The following is a 15,346-nucleotide window of genomic DNA, read 5'->3' as shown; positions in this document are numbered from 1 at the left end:
GCATCGCCCCGGTGGCGGCCTCATCGGAGAGCGCGACAGCACATTGGACGGAGCATCGGATTGAGATAGAGCTGGCTGGCGAGCGGCGCGTCATTGTCGATGCGGGGCTCGACGTTGAGGCGCTTCGTCGGACTATCGAGGCTCCGGATCCGGGATGATTCCAATCCCTACGGGAGTTCGGGTGTGGCTGGCGACGGGCCACACCGACATGCGCAAAGGCTTCGTCTCAATTTCGTTGCAGGTCCAAGAGGTGCTGCGCCGTGATCCCCTGAGCGGTCGTTTGTTCTGCTTCCGCGGGCGCCGGGGCGATCTATTGAAGGTGATCTGGCATAATGGCCAGGGAGCATGCCTGTTTACAAAGAAGTTGGAGAGAGGTCGTCTTATATGGCCGTCGCTGGCGGACGGCGTGGTGTCGATCTCGCAGGCACAGATGAGCTATCTTTTGTCCGGCATCGATTGGCGCAATCCCCAGGAGTCCTTGTGTCCAACCAGCGTGGGCTGAGAGTTTGTCGTTTGAATCTGGCGGCGAACATGATTCCATTTGGTCATGGACTCCGCCGGCGACGGACTGCCGCCCGATCTCGCTGCCGCGCATGCAATGATCCTGGCCGAGCGTGCGGCCAGGCTTGCGGCGGGGGGCCAAACTTGCTGAAGCGGCCAATGCCCAAGCAAAGCAATCGAGCAGCAAGCGCTGATCTCCCACCTCAAGCTCGAGATTGAGAAGCTGCGGCGGACATTTTATGGGACGCGCTCGGAGCGGTCGGCGCGACTGCTCGATCAATTGGAGCTGGAACTTGAGGAGCTCAGGCGGCCGCAACTGAAGATCTACAAAGGAAGCGCCAATCAGATCATGGCCTTCAAGATGGACGTTTCGGTGCTGTCCAGGCCAACGAAACCGCTGACCCGCTCTACTCTCCGAACTACCTGAACCTTAAGCTTGCGGAGTGATCCGCTCAAAACGCGCGGCCCTGAGAGCGGGCCGCGAGTTAGACCACCGCACCCGTATAGCTTTCGAGCAGTCCGCACCCGTTTGTTCGGGCGGCATTCGCACACAATCAACATCCACAACAGCACGACCGCTAGGGGGTCCGTCAGGCCAATCCAAGTGGGACCGCACAGAAGTTCAACGAGAAGGGGCGGCATGGTAGCAAACGCTTTTCTCCATCGGCCTCATTCATCAATGATACTCAGCCACCCCGGGCTCCAAGCGCCCACAGGCAAGCGACCGTGATTGCGGTGAAAACGAACACAGCGCCAATTGCTAGCGCAATTTCCATCGTCGGCTTCCTTCTATTGCGCGGACCACCCACCAGACGGTGTATGTGAAGGAATTCCTCCGCCAATCGACTATCTGGGCACCATTGTCCGTCACTCTCACGGAGAAGTGGGTTGAGGTGCAATAATCAAGGCCGCTGTAGAGTCGTGGGCACTTGGGCGCCGGTAGCCAATGCGGCTCCGCACCGAAGTGATATATAGTCGGTAGCGCACCGGCCATGGGACATTCACTTTCGAAGTCGTAACCGTTTGTTATGCTCCCGGTTACGCGGACTCTGATTCTGTTGTACCTGCGGCCTTCATGTTCGTACACGCTGAGGACTTCACGACCGAACGCATGAGCGAACGCGATAGCCGCTGAAGCCGCTCGAATACGCTGCTCCATGTTGCCTCGCGAGCAATAGCGGGGCGGACCCGAAATGGCACTGAAACATGTCAGGCCCGCCCCAGCATCACAGCCCCTGCAAGACCGGTGACGCTCACTGCACCCAAGCAAGCAACGTGCCTTTTTTCAAAAGGCTGCTTTACCTCGCCTGGCTGTGTGTACTTGTCGAGTTTGTCCTATTTTGTTCTGTCCCATAGTCCATTAGGACGCAAAATGTTTGCAACCCGACATTCGCGTGTCAACATTGAACTCAAGCGCAGGTAAGCTCGCAATCGCACAGAAGGGCGATCGCATCGCTCCGGAAGTAGCGCTGACGCTTGCAATCTACACCCTGCCGATCCCAAGCAGCGATGGGAATTACTCAAGAGTCCAGGTTTTATTCTGAGTATCGCCGACAATAAGCTGTGCATCGACAACAAAATCGCGTCACGAAAGATGGCAATCCTACTTGGCTCTACCAATTCAACGGGGCAGTTGCTCAGCAGTGGAATTTTGTACCCTAATGGAGCTTAGGGTTCCAGAGTGACTGCCTCAAGGGGCGCGACGATTCGCGGCGCGCACAAACCGAATTCCGCTGATTACTCGCAAAGTGCGTCTGGTACGATCATCCTGCAGGCGCAAATCCGAGTCGTAAGGCAAGCACGAAAATGAGTTCATGGGACGGACTTAGCCCTGGCCAGTTCTTGGCGCGAGTAGCGTTTTCACTCGCTGTAACGTCCGCCGTCGTCGCCGTGACTTTCTTCGTAATCCGCTACATGGCGGGCTTTCATCGATGATCACAGCAGGCGCAGTGATCAAACATCGCGCTCTGCCGGACAAACCGATAATACGCGCAGCAAAACCGCGAAAGAAGGCGATGGAATGCCGAATTTAGGCGCCCATGCGGGATTTGTTGCATTAGTCGGTTTTCATTGAGCATTGAGCGCTACGATTTCATCGCTGAACGAGTGGCCTCACGAGGCAATCTAGGCGGCCTGGAAGGAACACAACGGGAGTCTTTTGGCTATTTGCTGCACAGGAGCAGAACATCGGTAACCATTTGTACCGTATGGGCAGGTTCGGCGGATGAGGTGCTCGATGTGCAGCGGCTTCGTCTGGCCGCTCGCCCCTCGCGACAATCGTCTAATCAGCGCTCGCTTCGCGTCTACCACAAAGTACTCCGCAATTAGGCCGTTCTGCTGCCGGGCCATGCCGGCCGCTTGCAGACGGGAGCCGAGACGTGCTGCGAGCTGCTCTGCGACGGTGTTGTTGTGAGACCCAGCGGAGTCATAGTGATAGGCAACAGGGGCGGCGGGCACGCGGCGATCAACCAGCAGCAGCGACCAGTCGGCGCCGCCGCCAGTAACACCACCATCGTTCACAGTCACGAACAGGAAGTTGGCGGTACCTTTGTCATCCTGATCATTGACAATCTGCCGGAAGGTTTGTGCGTCGTCGCTCCGGCTCCGGATTAAGCGCACCAGCTGGGCTTGCTCGGGTTGAACGAATCGGGTCTGGGCGATGAGATCCGGATCGTTCCTGTGCAACTCGTCCACGAGGGCGTGGTCGGCCGGGCGTCTGCCGACGGGGAGACCGACAAGTTCTCTTTGCTGGCCCGCGCTGCCCGACTCATGGAGCTTCCCTCGAGTTGAGGTAAAGTCCATCCGTTCTCTCTTTCGAAATGAATACTCAGGACTCGGCTAATGCAGGACGATCGAGCAAAACACCGCGCGCGATTAGGGGCTTCAGACGAGACTTCTCTTCTGATGGACCCTGCAAAGGCCCAGTCCCCGCACATCCGTCGCAAATTAGCCCGAGCATTCGGCTGTTTGCTAGGTGTGTAGCTGTCGAGAACCTGACGACAACAGGGCCTTCCCGCGCGCGGCGCGATTACACCATCACGCGCCGACACGCCTCTCGGTTCGAGGCAGCGACGATGACTTACCACAACTACCCTGAGCAAACCTTTGCTCGGATTACGCGTGGTGGCCTTTATACAGGCAGCAAAGCTAGCTGTGGCTTCTGACCTGCATTGTGGCAGCCTTTGCGAGCGACAGTCTGACCACAAGATGGCCAAGCTACCAATCTCTCCTGAGAGCTCACCCGTTACCCAACTCATTCGAAGCCATTTCAGCCACCTCATTCAAGGGCCCTTGGTAGAGCTTTCGATGATCCGGCGGTTCGCGCCGCTGCGCTTTGAACAGAAGTAGACCAGCGATCGGCGCTCGCCGGTCAGCACAGGCATCACCTCATGCCGGAGCTTACATGTGGTGACAAGTACCGTACCAAATGGCGGTTGGAACACCTGCTGTTCGTACCCGCTTGGATATACCACGAACTCACCCCCCTCAAAGTCTCTCGCCAGCTGCACAATCACCGAGTACTCGAAATCCGGGTCGCTCGCAGCATCCAGATGAATGCCAACAAAGGAGCCAGGGGGCATCCGATGCATTTGGCATCGGCGAATCACGTAATCTGACGTGGCTCCCAAAATCTTTCTTAGCGCGAAGGTGCGGTCTTTCCTTTCAAGTAGTTCCATGATCTCCCTTGGAGCTGCACCACTCGCGTCGCTAGGAGCGCGGCCGGGCGGGTCTATCCTCACGCGTTTGACGAAAACATTGTGCGAGTCGCCGGCATCTCCCTCCCTCACTTCTTCTTCGGGAATCTCAGCCTGCAGCTGATCGATCTTGGCCAAGTCATCTTGGGTGAACAATACCTGGGGGCCAATCACGACCGTACCCTTCACCAACAGCTCTATGCGGTATTTTGTCAAAGCCTCTTCTGAAAGCAGACGGGATTTATGATTCATTGCGCGCGCCATTCGAGTTCACTCCAGGGTTTTATCTTCGACGCAGGGCTCCAGGTCCTGGTGCATCGAGCGGAATGCTTGGTCCCAATGCTCGCCATCGAAGTCGCTTATTGTTATGCGTTCGATGGTCCTGTTATCCAGACATCGAATATTTACGCTGAATCCGGACGGGTTCGACCGCGGCCTATAGAATGGCTTTACGCCACAAACCCGGCAAAACGTGTGCCGAGCGATGTTCTTGTTGAACTGGTACGCCGTGAGGAATTCTTCGCCGCACTCAATGCCAAGCTTTTTGCCAGGTACGAGCAAGTGCAGAAATCCAGACATTTGACAGATTGAGCAATTGCATCGAACTGCAGAGAGCTCTCGCGGCGCTTGGACGTAGAACTTGACAGAACCACAATGACAACGGCCATGGTGTTCGATCTCCGACCGATCATCATGAAGTGAGACAATTCGGAGCAGATCGCGGCACCACTGTAAGCTGAGCCGATAGGCTCGATCGAATTCATCCAAAAAGCGATCGTTACGGTCAGCCGGGACAAGTTCGCCAATCAGCCGGCTTGTCATTTCTCCGTGATACTTCTCCGCGGGATCTTCTCCGCCGACATGGCTGCGGAAGTACTCAAGATCGTCAGGCCGCGCCTTAAAGGTTTTGACCAGAGTGGTCCATAGCGACTGGATCATATCTGCAGCGTGTAGCTCAAAAGCGACCATGTAGGCGCAACGCACCAAAGGATCTTTGGATGACAATCCGGCATAGAGAGAATGCAGGTACCGCTTCGTCGTGGCGCTGTAGTTGGGCCGTATTGCTCTGCCGAGTAGTTGCGACGCATCCTTTCTAAACAGGTTCGAGTGGAAGTTTTCAGTCACCAGAATATCGGGTAGCGCCGCCTTTCCGCCCTGGAGAATTTGGCCATAACCACCCGTCTCATCCCAACAGATGAAATTTGCGACCACGCTGGTCAGTTCAACGTCCCTCGCAAGATCTCGATTGTGATTCATTGCATCGAATATGAGATCCTTTTGCGACCCCGCCTGCAGGTACGGGAACGCCTGTGACATCGCCAGATATTCAGGCAGCAGGCTAGTGACCTGGTCCTGGGACATCTCCGCAGCGAACGGGTGCGGGCCGAACAGGGCTCGCGCTTGCTCAGTCAAATACTCGCAGCATATCCGTGGCGGAGGCTGATCGGGTGAAAATCGAGACGCTTGAGATGTCATTTGACCCCACGCGATGAGAAGAGAAAGGTCCTTGACGGAGCAACTTGGTATCGCGGCCAACCATTGGCCATCGCGATTTCCTTGGTTTCGATGGGCTTGTGATCGCGTTTACCATCCATGCGAAATTCTCGGTGGCCACCTTCGCGGTAGCAGACATCGGCATGCTCAGTCCTGCTCACGCGCTTCGAAGGGAACGCGTTCATCAACTGAGCGGCGGGGATCGAGACGGATTCCGGTCCGCGAAAAATCCGATGCCGCGAATTCCCGGCACGGCCAGCATTCGCTTGCAGAGCCAAGATGAGATTTGCGCCGCGCAGGCCCTCTCGGTTTCTGCTCCTGCCATGGTCGAACCGCTATGATCTTCGTTCAGCATTACAAGGACTATCGCATCTACCTGGCTCTTGGGGCCTTCGGCCGCAAGCTGCGCGAATGCCGGCTGCTGGCCGGCACGAGCTTCTCAAAGAGACCGCCGCTAGGTTTCACGTTTCGCGAGCACCACCCCGCCGTTTTCTTGCGTGTTTACAGCAATCACCGTGCCAACTCGTTCACTCGCCCACAGATTCTGAATACATTGACAAAACGCTAGCGACCGATTCCTCATTACAAGTGCATTGAACCTCACAGCGCTTTGCACGGCCTTCAAAACCCAAACGGGGAAGAGCCAGCCGCCACTCACAATGGGTATAGGGCTGTTGAATCGCGGAGATTGGTCCAAAGGTGCCACATAGGTGGGCTTCGCGCCCTCAACAGCGCGACAGTGCTTTGGGCGCTCGGGCGTTAGTATGGTGATCCCGGTCGCGGACGTAATCCGTCTTTGCCCGTGACAACTACGCGCGAAACAGTCGCCTCAACGCCGTCGAACGCGACCATGCAGTGGGATCTGAACGCCTGCCTGACAATCGCGTCCAACTCCGGACATCGATCGAGCCCATAACGTGCTCTACGGAACATGCGGTCCCAGGTGATCGCGAGCAATCGAGAAAGTCATGCACCGAATGCGCTGGTCGCGGGCTGAGGTGCCTAGCTATGTCTTCCGCGCTCACTTGAGCGCGGTGCCTCTTGGCGTTGGTACATCCTTGGACCGTTTCAATCTGTCGTTTGCTAGAACTCTCCAGATCACGCGTCACGGACGAGTGCCGTAAGCTCAGCTTCGAGCTTCGGTCGACGCTTGAAAATGGCGTCTATCAGCGCTTGCGCCGGTTGCTCGGCGGCCTCAACCAGCGCCGCCTTCTCGGCCCGCGCAGAGGGAGCGAACACTCGCTTGACAACGGTCGGCGATCCCTTGAGGCCACATTTGGACACGTCTTCGATACCGGCATCGTGCGCGCTCCATTTGACGATTTGGGCCCGCGCGGCGCGCAAGGCATCCGCCATCGCGCCACGCCGAATCTGATTCGTTGCCTCCAGCATGGTGATGAGACAGGGCAGCCTCGTGTGCAGCACCTGGACACCGCCTTCGGAGCGACGTTCCGCTTCGATTGTATGGTTGGCGAGATCTAAGGATCTGACCTTCGCAACGTAAGTTAGCTGCAGTACGCCCAGCCGCCTTGCGATGCCGGGCCCAACCTGCGCCGTATCGCCGTCGATGGTCTGCTTTCCCGTGAAGATGACGTTTGTCGGGCCATATTCCTTATCAATTTTTCGGATGGCTGTTGCAAGTGCATACGTTGTTGCCAGGGTATCGGAGCCCGCAAAGCAGCGATCGGTGAGTAGGACGGCGCGATCGGCACCATAAGTCAGCGCCTTTCGCAAGGAATCTTCGGCCGATGGCGGTCCCATTGTAAGCACGGTAATTTCACCGCCGAACCGATCGCGCAGCTCCAGGGCGGCCTCGAGCGCGAAGAGGTCATACGGGTTGATGATGGTCGGCACTCCCTGACGCATGATTGTGTTGGTCACGGGATGCACGCGGATCTGCGCCGAGTCCGGAACTTGTTTGATGCAGACGACATTGTGCACGGTGTTGCTCCAACAATTGCGACAGCTGCGAAGAGCAGAGCAAGTGTTGTACCATCACCCGCCTCTTTGGCATCGGCTTGCTATCACATAGGCTTAGATCGGGTGATGCGCCCCTCTAGCTCGCTCTTCCCAACGAACAATGCCAACATAAGTCAGGGCTGCGACAGCGCTGTTCCGCACGGCGCGCCAGCTGAGTGAGGCCAGCCTTTTGACAGATTACCGTCGCTAATCACCAGCGGGCGGCGGACCGATTGACGTTTATTGAGCATTGCCGCTCACTAAAGCGCGATGAGATTAAGATGAATCGTCATCGCGCTTTAGATCTTTGTTTGAGCATGATCTTTTCGGAAAACGCTTCACACTTTTCCGGGGATCGGCGGATAGGCATCATAGCTTGTTAGAGGTGAGCAACCGACGATTCGCGATTGCATGGCCCACAGGTGACGCTCGGTATGTCATGGCGCGCGAGTCCATCTCTCACCGAACCAGGTAAACCCGCCTTTCGACAGCAGTCCCGCAAGCGGGCGGGTGGTTTCGCTCGGGGCCAAGTTGCCGCCCAGGGCGGACCATTCCGTTCAGATTGCGATGAGATTGCCTATCGGAGATCGTCCTCATATAGCTATTTGGGAGTAGCAGTTCCGGCCGATGTCGTCGTTCAGAACCGCTTTATCTCGATCCCATATTTCCTCAGCGCGTAGCCAATCTGGCGCGGCGTTAGTCCGAGCAGGCGCGCTGCTTTTGCCTGCACCCAGCCAGATTTTTCCATGGCCGCAACGACCCGTTCGCGATCGGCCATCTTCGCGCCACTAACGAGAACTGTGCCGGGAGGCCCCAGTGAGGCCAGTTCGTCGCCGACAGACTGGACCGGCTGGCTCGCTTCAGCTAGCGGAATGATGGGCTTTGCCGGCACCGCTGGCATGGGCACGGGCTGCTCTTTCCTCTCGTCCGACGTGCTTTTCCACAGCATCGCGGAAAGGCACTGGCCGTGGCAGCATGCAAAGTCACTTCTCACGATCGATGATCCGGCGCACAGCGTCGCTGTTCGCTCGATGCAGTTTTCGAGTTCGCGGACATTTCCCGGAAAGCCGCAGTTCATCAGTACATCGATCGCACTCGGCTCCAAAGTCAGAGTACGGCCATTCTCGTTATTGAAATTTCTGAGGAACTCCCTGGCAAGCGGAGGAATATCACTGCGTCTTTCGCGTAGCGGTGGCAACAGTAAGGGAACTACGCTGATGCGATAGTAAAGGTCCGCCCGGAACTCGCTCTTTGCGACAGCCTCTTCGAGGTTCTTGTTGGTCGCAGCTATCACTCGAACATCGACCTTAATAGTCTGGTTGCTCCCGACGCGCTCGAACTCCTGCTCTTGCAAAACGCGCAGCAACTTCGCCTGGAACGGAGCTGAGATCTCGCCGATCTCGTCAAGAAAAAGCGTTCCCTTGTCAGCAAGTTCGAAGCGTCCCTTGCGCGAGCTAAACGCACCGGTAAAGGCGCCTTTCTCATGACCAAATAATTCGGATTCCAGGACGGTCTCAGGAAGCGCCGCGCAATTCAGCTTAACGAACGGGCGCTTGGCGCGGGACGATGATTCGTGAATGGCCTTGGCTACGAGTTCCTTTCCGGTGCCGGATTCACCACGCAGCAGAACCGTGCTGTTCGATCTGGCTACAACGGCAATCTTCTCGAGCAGCCCGCGCAGCGCCGGACTGTCGCCAATGATCCCATGGGCGTGTAGCTTCTTGCGCTCCCGAGAGGGTTGCCTGAGCTCTAATACCTCCTTTTGTAGCCGGTCTTTCTCCGCCATCAGTCGTTCGCGATCGCAGGCGAACAAGCGGTGTAACTTCACTGTTTGACCCACCAGGTTGGCGATCATGGCGAGCAGTCGCGCATCGTACTCGAGCCGGAGACTCGACCTATCGTCCCGGATGCGGTCGACCGTCAGCGTGCCCACGACCTTACGGTCAATGCGAATGGGAACCCCGATGAACGACACTGGCATACTATCGGAGGCGCCGAGCACTTCCCGGTCGGCAGCGCTGAATACCAGCTCGGCGGCCACGTTCTCGGCGACAAGAGGCCTGTCCGTCGCGATGATCTGGTCGATTGCGTTCCGCGGCAGTCGCATCCGGTAACTTTCGTCGCTGCCTTCGTTCCAGCCGGCGCCCACCGTAATATCCGGCATGCCGTCCTCGTCGAACAGTGAGACGATGCCGTGTCGCATCTGCACAAACGATTGCAAAAGACCAACAACGTTGGCCAACGTGACTTCGAGCCGACAAGGAGCGGCAAGAATTTTCGATATTTCGAAGATGCCGGTGAGCGCGCTCTCACGCAACGGCTCCCCCGGGGGCTTACCCTCCGGCTCAGGTTGCGAGGCAGATCTTTCGTGTGAGAAAGGGATATCCAGCATGAGGCGGCCTCCGTTGTCTTGATCGTCCTCCCTGGTACCTTGTCCTGGTTGGCGAGCTTCGTTTTGCATGTCACTCTCGATCTAACGCCAAGTGTTGACGAGATGACATAGAACCGTGACACCTTTTCATGGCACGACGATAAACTTACAGTGTGCCTTCATTCATTTTTGCGGATTGCGTGCGCATCGTCAGCGGAGACCATAAGCGCCGCTGCTGCAGCTCAAGTTAGCTGTGTCGCCAAGGCCGGCCGATTCACAGATGTTGCCCACCATTGACCGGCACCTCGGCCCCCGTGACATAGCTCGCCGCATCCGAGCACAGGAAGAAGATGACCTTGGCCACTTCATCCGGGGTTCCCACTCTGCGCAGCGGGATGCTTGGCACGAGACGCGCTTCTGTGTCGGGCGATAACATGTCCGTCCTGATTTCGCCGGGCGCAATTGCATTCACACGAATGCCATGCGGCGCATAATCGTGCGCCATTTCGCGTGTGAGGCTCGCAAGCGCAGCTTTCGACGTCGCATAGGCACTGCCGGCAAACGGGTGCACCCGCGAGCCCGCGATCGAAGTCACGTTCACGATCGATCCTGACGCGGCTCTTAGCTCGTCAAACAAACCCTGCGCCAGCAGGATCGGGGCCACCAAATTGAGATGGAACACCCTCATCCAGGTCTCGGTTGACGTCGTCAACGACGTCATCCGATCGCCAGCGGGCGTTTTCGGCGAGACACCAGCATTGTTCACTAGTGCGTGCAAAGGTGCACCGGCCAAGCGCTTCTTGACCTCAGTGATCGCGCGCGGCAGCATTCGATGATTACTGAGGTCGATCTGGACATGATCCTCGTCCCCTGCGTGCCAGGGACATCGCTCGCCGTCGAACGGTTGACGCGCGCAAGAAATGATGCGCCAGCCCGCCTCCGAGAACAGCTTGGCAGTGGCATGACCAATTCCGCGCGATGCTCCGGTGAGCAGCATCGCCTTCTGTTCTCCGCCATGAACGCGGGCTTTATCGGCGTGAAAGGGGCAACCCAAATGTGTTTCGGGCAGCGAGCCTGTGATCAGATCGTCATTTGGCAGATCGAGATCCACGCCCGCCTCCCCTCCTGTTGCGCGCCGCACGCGTAGCAGGATTTGGGCCACCGCGATGCAGGTAAATCCGCTTCCGTTTTGCGTCCTAATGTCGCGCACGCGGAATGCTTGGCGTATTCAAGACACGGTGCGTTTGCTTTGTGACAGCGATGGTGCATCGGCTACGTAACGTCACGAGCACACTCGCCTGCGCCAAGACCCGGCGGCAAGACGCACGTTATCTCCTGACTGCACAGGAGGAAGAGCCAGCGGAGGCCAGTGCTCTCGTCGAAGCAACGATCGATCAGGATCGCGGCCACGGCCAGTAGCCGCGTCAACTCGAAAACTGACGTCACCAGCTTCGTACGTTAGATTCTGTGGCAGCTGATGCTGACTTCATCGCGCCCTTGTTCTGCTGTGTCCAGCACCGGCACATCGCCGGGCGGATTGATTCCAGACCACGACCTGGCGTGATTGTTTCGCCAAAATAGTGGATCTCGAGAGCGCCCGACCGCCACGACGGAACTCGCCGGCTGAACGGCGAACCTTTCGATATGTTCATCCGCGATCGACCGCCGATCAGCTTCGACTTGCGGGTCCGCCCGAGGAAGACGAAGACGTGTTCCACTTGTTTAACGCGGCTGCAGCGCATTGCCGCCATTGTTGTCGACGTCGAGCTTCTGCGGAAGGCATTCGCCCGCCACATCGTTCTGTTCTCCGCTGGAAGTTCGCGGCAGCGCATCCCTTTGGACAGACAATTGCCGCCCCGAAAAGAACTGCCAGTACTGCTGGATGCAAAGAGCGGCTATCAGATCGATCAATCGAGCTACGACTTTCATGAAGCTACGAGATCTTTCGATTCTTCTTCAATCAAGATCAATCGGCTCGGATCATTCAAATCGAATTCTATAACGCGTGGGGCAAAGAGACGCGCATAGCGCGTGAAGGCGCTCGTCGGGGGAAAACGGATCACGGTGTCGCAGCACGCAAGGAGATACATTTCGATGAGAGCGGAAAAGCCGCCCTCGGCTCCGAGCGCCGAGTTGTGCAATGGGCCAGCCTGAGGCGCCTGGAATCGTTTTGGGATCGTGAAAACATCAGGGAATATAGTCGAAACCTTCTCAAGGACGAGCGCGCTGTCCGTGCACAGGAAAGCCCTCACGGGTTTTGCGTGGGGTAACCCCATGGCCTTATCAATGGCGTTACAGACCTGTCGCAAGGCGCGCTCCGGGTCAGCCCAGTAGGGAGCATGCCCCATGATATCCTCGCCGTTGCCATGCCGGACATGGATGCCGATTACGCTGTACGATTCAAAGTTCTCGCGGTAGATAGCATCAATCCGAGCCTGAATTTCAGGTCGTGGCTTGATGCTTCGAAAGATTTCTCGTTCGGCCTCCTGATCACAGCGCCACATCAGGCAGGCGTCACACACAACCGTGTTAGCCTCACTATCTTTCTGACTTTGGAACAGTTGATCGAGTTCGTCGCGTTCCCGGAAAATCTGCTCGTCCGGGCGATAGACGCAATCGATGGATGGCTTGTTCCACCATGCCGGGAAGAATGGTCCCGGAAATGAACACTGGTTAATCTCGTCACCGCAAATCACCCGCACGCCAGCAATGTCTTGAACCGGTTCGAAGAAGACTGGAAAGGCATTGGTGAATGGCTCATCGAGATAACAAGACCCCCGCCAATCAATGGCTAGCGTCCGTCCCGTCTGCTTTGCAAAACGCCAGGCTGCCGCCAGTGACCACAGGCAATCGCCGAACCCCGTACGTCGCCGGGAAACTACGAACCGGTCATTCCTCGAACCGCTAAGCATCTGCATTTCCTCTTCCCGGGCTCCTGGTTGGACAATAGACGTCATCGCAGACATCTCACGTATCATCTCGTCCGAGGCCATGGCCTGATTTCGCGGTGCCGGCGAGCTGCGTCGGTAGAACTTCATAGCAGCGCTATCCCTGGTGAGCCGCGTTCTTTCAACAGTTTGCGTATTTTCTTCAGCGGTGTTGCGTCGACGTACCCGATTTCAGGCGGATGCCCGATGCCACCCTCTGCGCTGGATAGCCTTGCCCCCTCACATGCAGGTATAGCCATGGCCATTGCTCATGAGTTCGGGCTATGTTTCGTTTTGCACTTTATTGTGCCCTCGAGCGCGCGGAGGATGCAGGCGAACGCCCCGCACCTCCCACACGAGCCGCAATTCCTTCACGAGATCTTCACGCTTGGCCTGGTCCAGCATGGTTGCGTCGAAAAGACAGCTGAGCGACGCCTCGCCCTCGATCCGCATCAAGATCTCGAAAAGCTCATGTGAGATACGCATACTATGGTGGGCGGAATGTCCCGTGCGGATCTCGCACACCGTTTCCTGGCGATCTGGCGCTGTGTAGGATCGAACACGATGAAGGGATGCATACGGCGGCAATGACACGCCCAGTGCACACCAATCCTGCAGTGAAGCTGGCCGCTTCCTGACGAGGAAAGGGCCAACAACAAGTCCGTCCAGGTCAGTCGTCAAGAATGTGGTGATCGCATCTGACACGGACTGCACGATCGGCTCGGCATTGTTGTTAAACGAGGTATTTAGAAGTATCGGAATGCCCGTTCGCTTCTTGAACGCACTAATTACATCCCAATAGGTGGGGTTTGTCCTTCGCGATACTGTCTGCAGCCGAGCGGTCCCATCAACGTGGGTAACCGCACCGAGCACGTTACGCTTGGCTTCACGCACACGAACCACGAAATTCATGAAGGGGAGCTGCCGCGTGCCGTCCGGCAGCTCAAAGAACTCGCTCGCATCCTCTTCCAGTACAGATGGCGCAAAGGGGCGATAGCCCTCGCGCTTCTTGACCATCGCGTTGATGCGGTCCTTGTTTTCCGCAGGCCTCGGATCCGCAAGAATGCTGCGGTTACCAAGCGCACGTGGGCCGAACTCAGAGCGGCCCTGCACCCAGCCGATTACAGCACCATTTGCCATCCAGTCTGCCGCACTGGATGCTATGTCATCACTTCGTTGAATGTCGAGGTGGCCTGACCATGCGTTGAGCTCATGCTCTACGGCTTGCTCGCTCCCGAGATCAGGCCCCCAATAAACGTCCGGCAGTCGCTCGCGCGGCGCTGGCCTCCCCAGTTCGTTTGAGACCATCAATGCAGCGCCGAGCGCGCAACCGGCGTCGTGCGCCGCGGGTTGAACAAAGATGTCATCAAATAGCCCGGAATAAAGCAGCTTACCGTTCAGCGTGCAATTATGGGCTACCCCGCCAGCCAGGCACAAGCGTCTCATGCCCGTCGCTTCACGATGGTGCCGCAGGATGTGAAACACGATCCGCTCAAGCGCTTCCTGCAGCGAAGCGCTGACATCTCGATGCTGTTGGGTGAATGGCATTCCTTTTCGCCGAACATCGATGTTGCGGACCAGGGCCGGACCGATTCGATCCAGGTGAACGCGATAGCCACCGTTGTCCAACAATTCGTAGAACTGCGCGAAGAGTTCGCGATAGGGAGTGGGATCACCGTATGGGGCAAGTCCCATCACTTTGTACTCATCGAACAACCCGTAGCCGAGATATCGAATCGTCTCGAGATAGAACAGTCCCAGGGAGTTATGTTCCGGGAAGCTTGCAAGTTGCGCAATTTCAGTGCCAGACCCCGCCGCCAATAAGCCCGAGAGAAAATCGCCACCGCCGTCGATCGTAAAAACGAGACTTTGCTCGAACCCGGACATGGAAAACGCGCTCACGGCATGTGCCTCGTGGTGATTCACGAAGGAAAGCCGAGACGGATCGATCTCGGCGCCGAACTCCCGTGCCAGCAGCTGCCGCAGCAACAGTTTGGGGTCCAAGGGAACGGGCTGAGAAACAGAAAGACGCTCGAGCATGGTTTTGCAGTAGGCTTCAGTCGCGTAGAACGCGATACGGTCGATCTCGCCGAGCGAGACTCCTGCGGTAGAAAGGCAGTATCGGATCGAATTGCTCGGGAACTTGTTAGAGTGCTTGACGCGGTTGAGGCGCTCCTCTTCGACAGCAGCAATTACGCGGCCATCCTGCACAAGAACCGCAGCGCCATCGTGAAGAAATGTAGTCGGCAGCTCCGGAGAGCTCTCATAGACTTTATCAAGACCGCCACTCACTCCCAGGCACAACATCCCGTTCTCCATTTGAACATGACAGGAAGGCTAACTGCCGCCCCACCGATCTAATCTGTACAGTCGCGCCTCGCCGGGCGCGCGTGCCAGAC

At 57.2% G+C, this 15,346-nt stretch carries 12 protein-coding genes and 1 pseudogene; 4 read left to right on the top strand and 9 right to left on the bottom strand.

The genetic code is table 11. The features are described 5' to 3' along the window. Positions 1-181: 181 nt before the first annotated feature. On the top strand, positions 182-502 hold the full coding sequence (tnpB, locus tag I6F09_RS24530) for an IS66 family insertion sequence element accessory protein TnpB (RefSeq protein ID WP_346656750.1): 321 nt from the start codon (positions 182-184) through the stop codon (positions 500-502). 96 nt (positions 503-598) lie between these two features. Next, positions 599-928, top strand: a pseudogene (locus tag I6F09_RS37745) (hypothetical protein). 1,697 nt (positions 929-2,625) lie between these two features. Here the strand turns inward: I6F09_RS37745 and I6F09_RS24520 are convergent. The 3 genes from I6F09_RS24520 to I6F09_RS24510 form a co-directional block, all read right to left on the bottom strand. Beyond that, entirely contained in the window at positions 2,626-3,303 is a 678-nt protein-coding gene (locus I6F09_RS24520; protein ID WP_225129661.1) for a hypothetical protein, read from the bottom strand. A gap of 479 nt (positions 3,304-3,782) precedes the next feature. Beyond that, positions 3,783-4,460 (bottom strand): 2OG-Fe(II) oxygenase, encoded by a 678-nt coding sequence (locus tag I6F09_RS24515; RefSeq protein ID WP_225129664.1) that lies wholly within the window; start codon positions 4,458-4,460, stop codon positions 3,783-3,785. A gap of 6 nt (positions 4,461-4,466) precedes the next feature. Next, positions 4,467-5,609 carry a GFA family protein gene (locus I6F09_RS24510; protein WP_225189231.1) on the bottom strand — a complete coding sequence of 381 codons (1,143 nt, stop codon included), beginning with the start codon at positions 5,607-5,609 and terminating at the stop codon, positions 4,467-4,469. 107 nt (positions 5,610-5,716) lie between these two features. Between I6F09_RS24510 and I6F09_RS24505 the strand changes: the two genes are divergently transcribed. Together I6F09_RS24505 and I6F09_RS24500 are read left to right on the top strand one after the other, a co-directional pair. Further along, complete coding sequence (locus I6F09_RS24505; protein WP_225183804.1) at positions 5,717-6,031, top strand: hypothetical protein; 315 nt, start codon at positions 5,717-5,719, stop codon at positions 6,029-6,031. Continuing rightward, positions 6,028-6,258 (top strand): hypothetical protein, encoded by a 231-nt coding sequence (locus tag I6F09_RS24500; protein ID WP_225183803.1) that lies wholly within the window; start codon positions 6,028-6,030, stop codon positions 6,256-6,258. The genes I6F09_RS24505 and I6F09_RS24500 overlap by 4 nt, the downstream gene beginning before the upstream one ends. 530 nt (positions 6,259-6,788) lie before the next feature. Here I6F09_RS24500 and I6F09_RS24495 read toward each other — a convergent pair. From I6F09_RS24495 to I6F09_RS24470, 6 genes are all read right to left on the bottom strand, one after another. Continuing rightward, positions 6,789-7,631, bottom strand: a complete 843-nt coding sequence (locus I6F09_RS24495; protein ID WP_225183802.1) for an electron transfer flavoprotein subunit beta/FixA family protein — start codon at positions 7,629-7,631, stop codon at positions 6,789-6,791. Between the two features lie 655 nt (positions 7,632-8,286). Further along, a complete protein-coding gene (gene nifA / locus I6F09_RS24490; protein ID WP_225145084.1) occupies positions 8,287-10,110 on the bottom strand; it encodes a nif-specific transcriptional activator NifA in 1,824 nt (607 codons plus the stop codon). A 184-nt stretch (positions 10,111-10,294) separates the two neighbouring features. After that, positions 10,295-11,131, bottom strand: coding sequence for an SDR family oxidoreductase (locus I6F09_RS24485; protein WP_225129673.1), 837 nt, complete (start codon positions 11,129-11,131; stop codon positions 10,295-10,297). Positions 11,132-11,742: 611 nt separating this feature from the next. Then, positions 11,743-11,949: a hypothetical protein gene (locus tag I6F09_RS24480; RefSeq protein WP_225189230.1), complete on the bottom strand. Its 207-nt coding sequence runs from the start codon at positions 11,947-11,949 to the stop codon at positions 11,743-11,745. Continuing rightward, complete coding sequence (locus tag I6F09_RS24475; RefSeq protein ID WP_275945329.1) at positions 11,946-13,058, bottom strand: nodulation protein NodZ; 1,113 nt, start codon at positions 13,056-13,058, stop codon at positions 11,946-11,948. The genes I6F09_RS24480 and I6F09_RS24475 overlap by 4 nt, the downstream gene beginning before the upstream one ends. Before the next feature lie 171 nt (positions 13,059-13,229). Continuing rightward, positions 13,230-15,254, bottom strand: coding sequence for a carbamoyltransferase (locus I6F09_RS24470; RefSeq protein ID WP_225129677.1), 2,025 nt, complete (start codon positions 15,252-15,254; stop codon positions 13,230-13,232). Between the last annotated feature and the right edge of the window lie 92 nt (positions 15,255-15,346).

This window comes from Bradyrhizobium sp. IC3195 (assembly GCF_020193585.1).
Lineage (GTDB): Bacteria > Pseudomonadota > Alphaproteobacteria > Rhizobiales > Xanthobacteraceae > Bradyrhizobium > Bradyrhizobium yuanmingense.
Note: the sequence above shows the minus strand (reverse complement) of the source record. Positions and strands in the feature narration are given on the sequence as shown.

Excerpts from the sequence above, each read along its gene's own strand:
- I6F09_RS24500 (WP_225183803.1), top strand. The coding sequence starts at position 6,028 with ATGATCTTCGTTCAGCATTACAAGGACTATCGCATCTACCTGGCTCTT.
- I6F09_RS24520 (WP_225129661.1), bottom strand. The coding sequence starts at position 3,303 with ATGGACTTTACCTCAACTCGAGGGAAGCTCCATGAGTCGGGCAGCGCG.
- I6F09_RS24480 (WP_225189230.1), bottom strand. The coding sequence starts at position 11,949 with ATGAAAGTCGTAGCTCGATTGATCGATCTGATAGCCGCTCTTTGCATC.
- I6F09_RS24470 (WP_225129677.1), bottom strand. The coding sequence starts at position 15,254 with ATGTTGTGCCTGGGAGTGAGTGGCGGTCTTGATAAAGTCTATGAGAGC.
- I6F09_RS24515 (WP_225129664.1), bottom strand. The coding sequence starts at position 4,460 with ATGGCGCGCGCAATGAATCATAAATCCCGTCTGCTTTCAGAAGAGGCT.
- I6F09_RS24475 (WP_275945329.1), bottom strand. The coding sequence starts at position 13,058 with ATGAAGTTCTACCGACGCAGCTCGCCGGCACCGCGAAATCAGGCCATG.
- nifA (WP_225145084.1), bottom strand. The coding sequence starts at position 10,110 with ATGCAAAACGAAGCTCGCCAACCAGGACAAGGTACCAGGGAGGACGAT.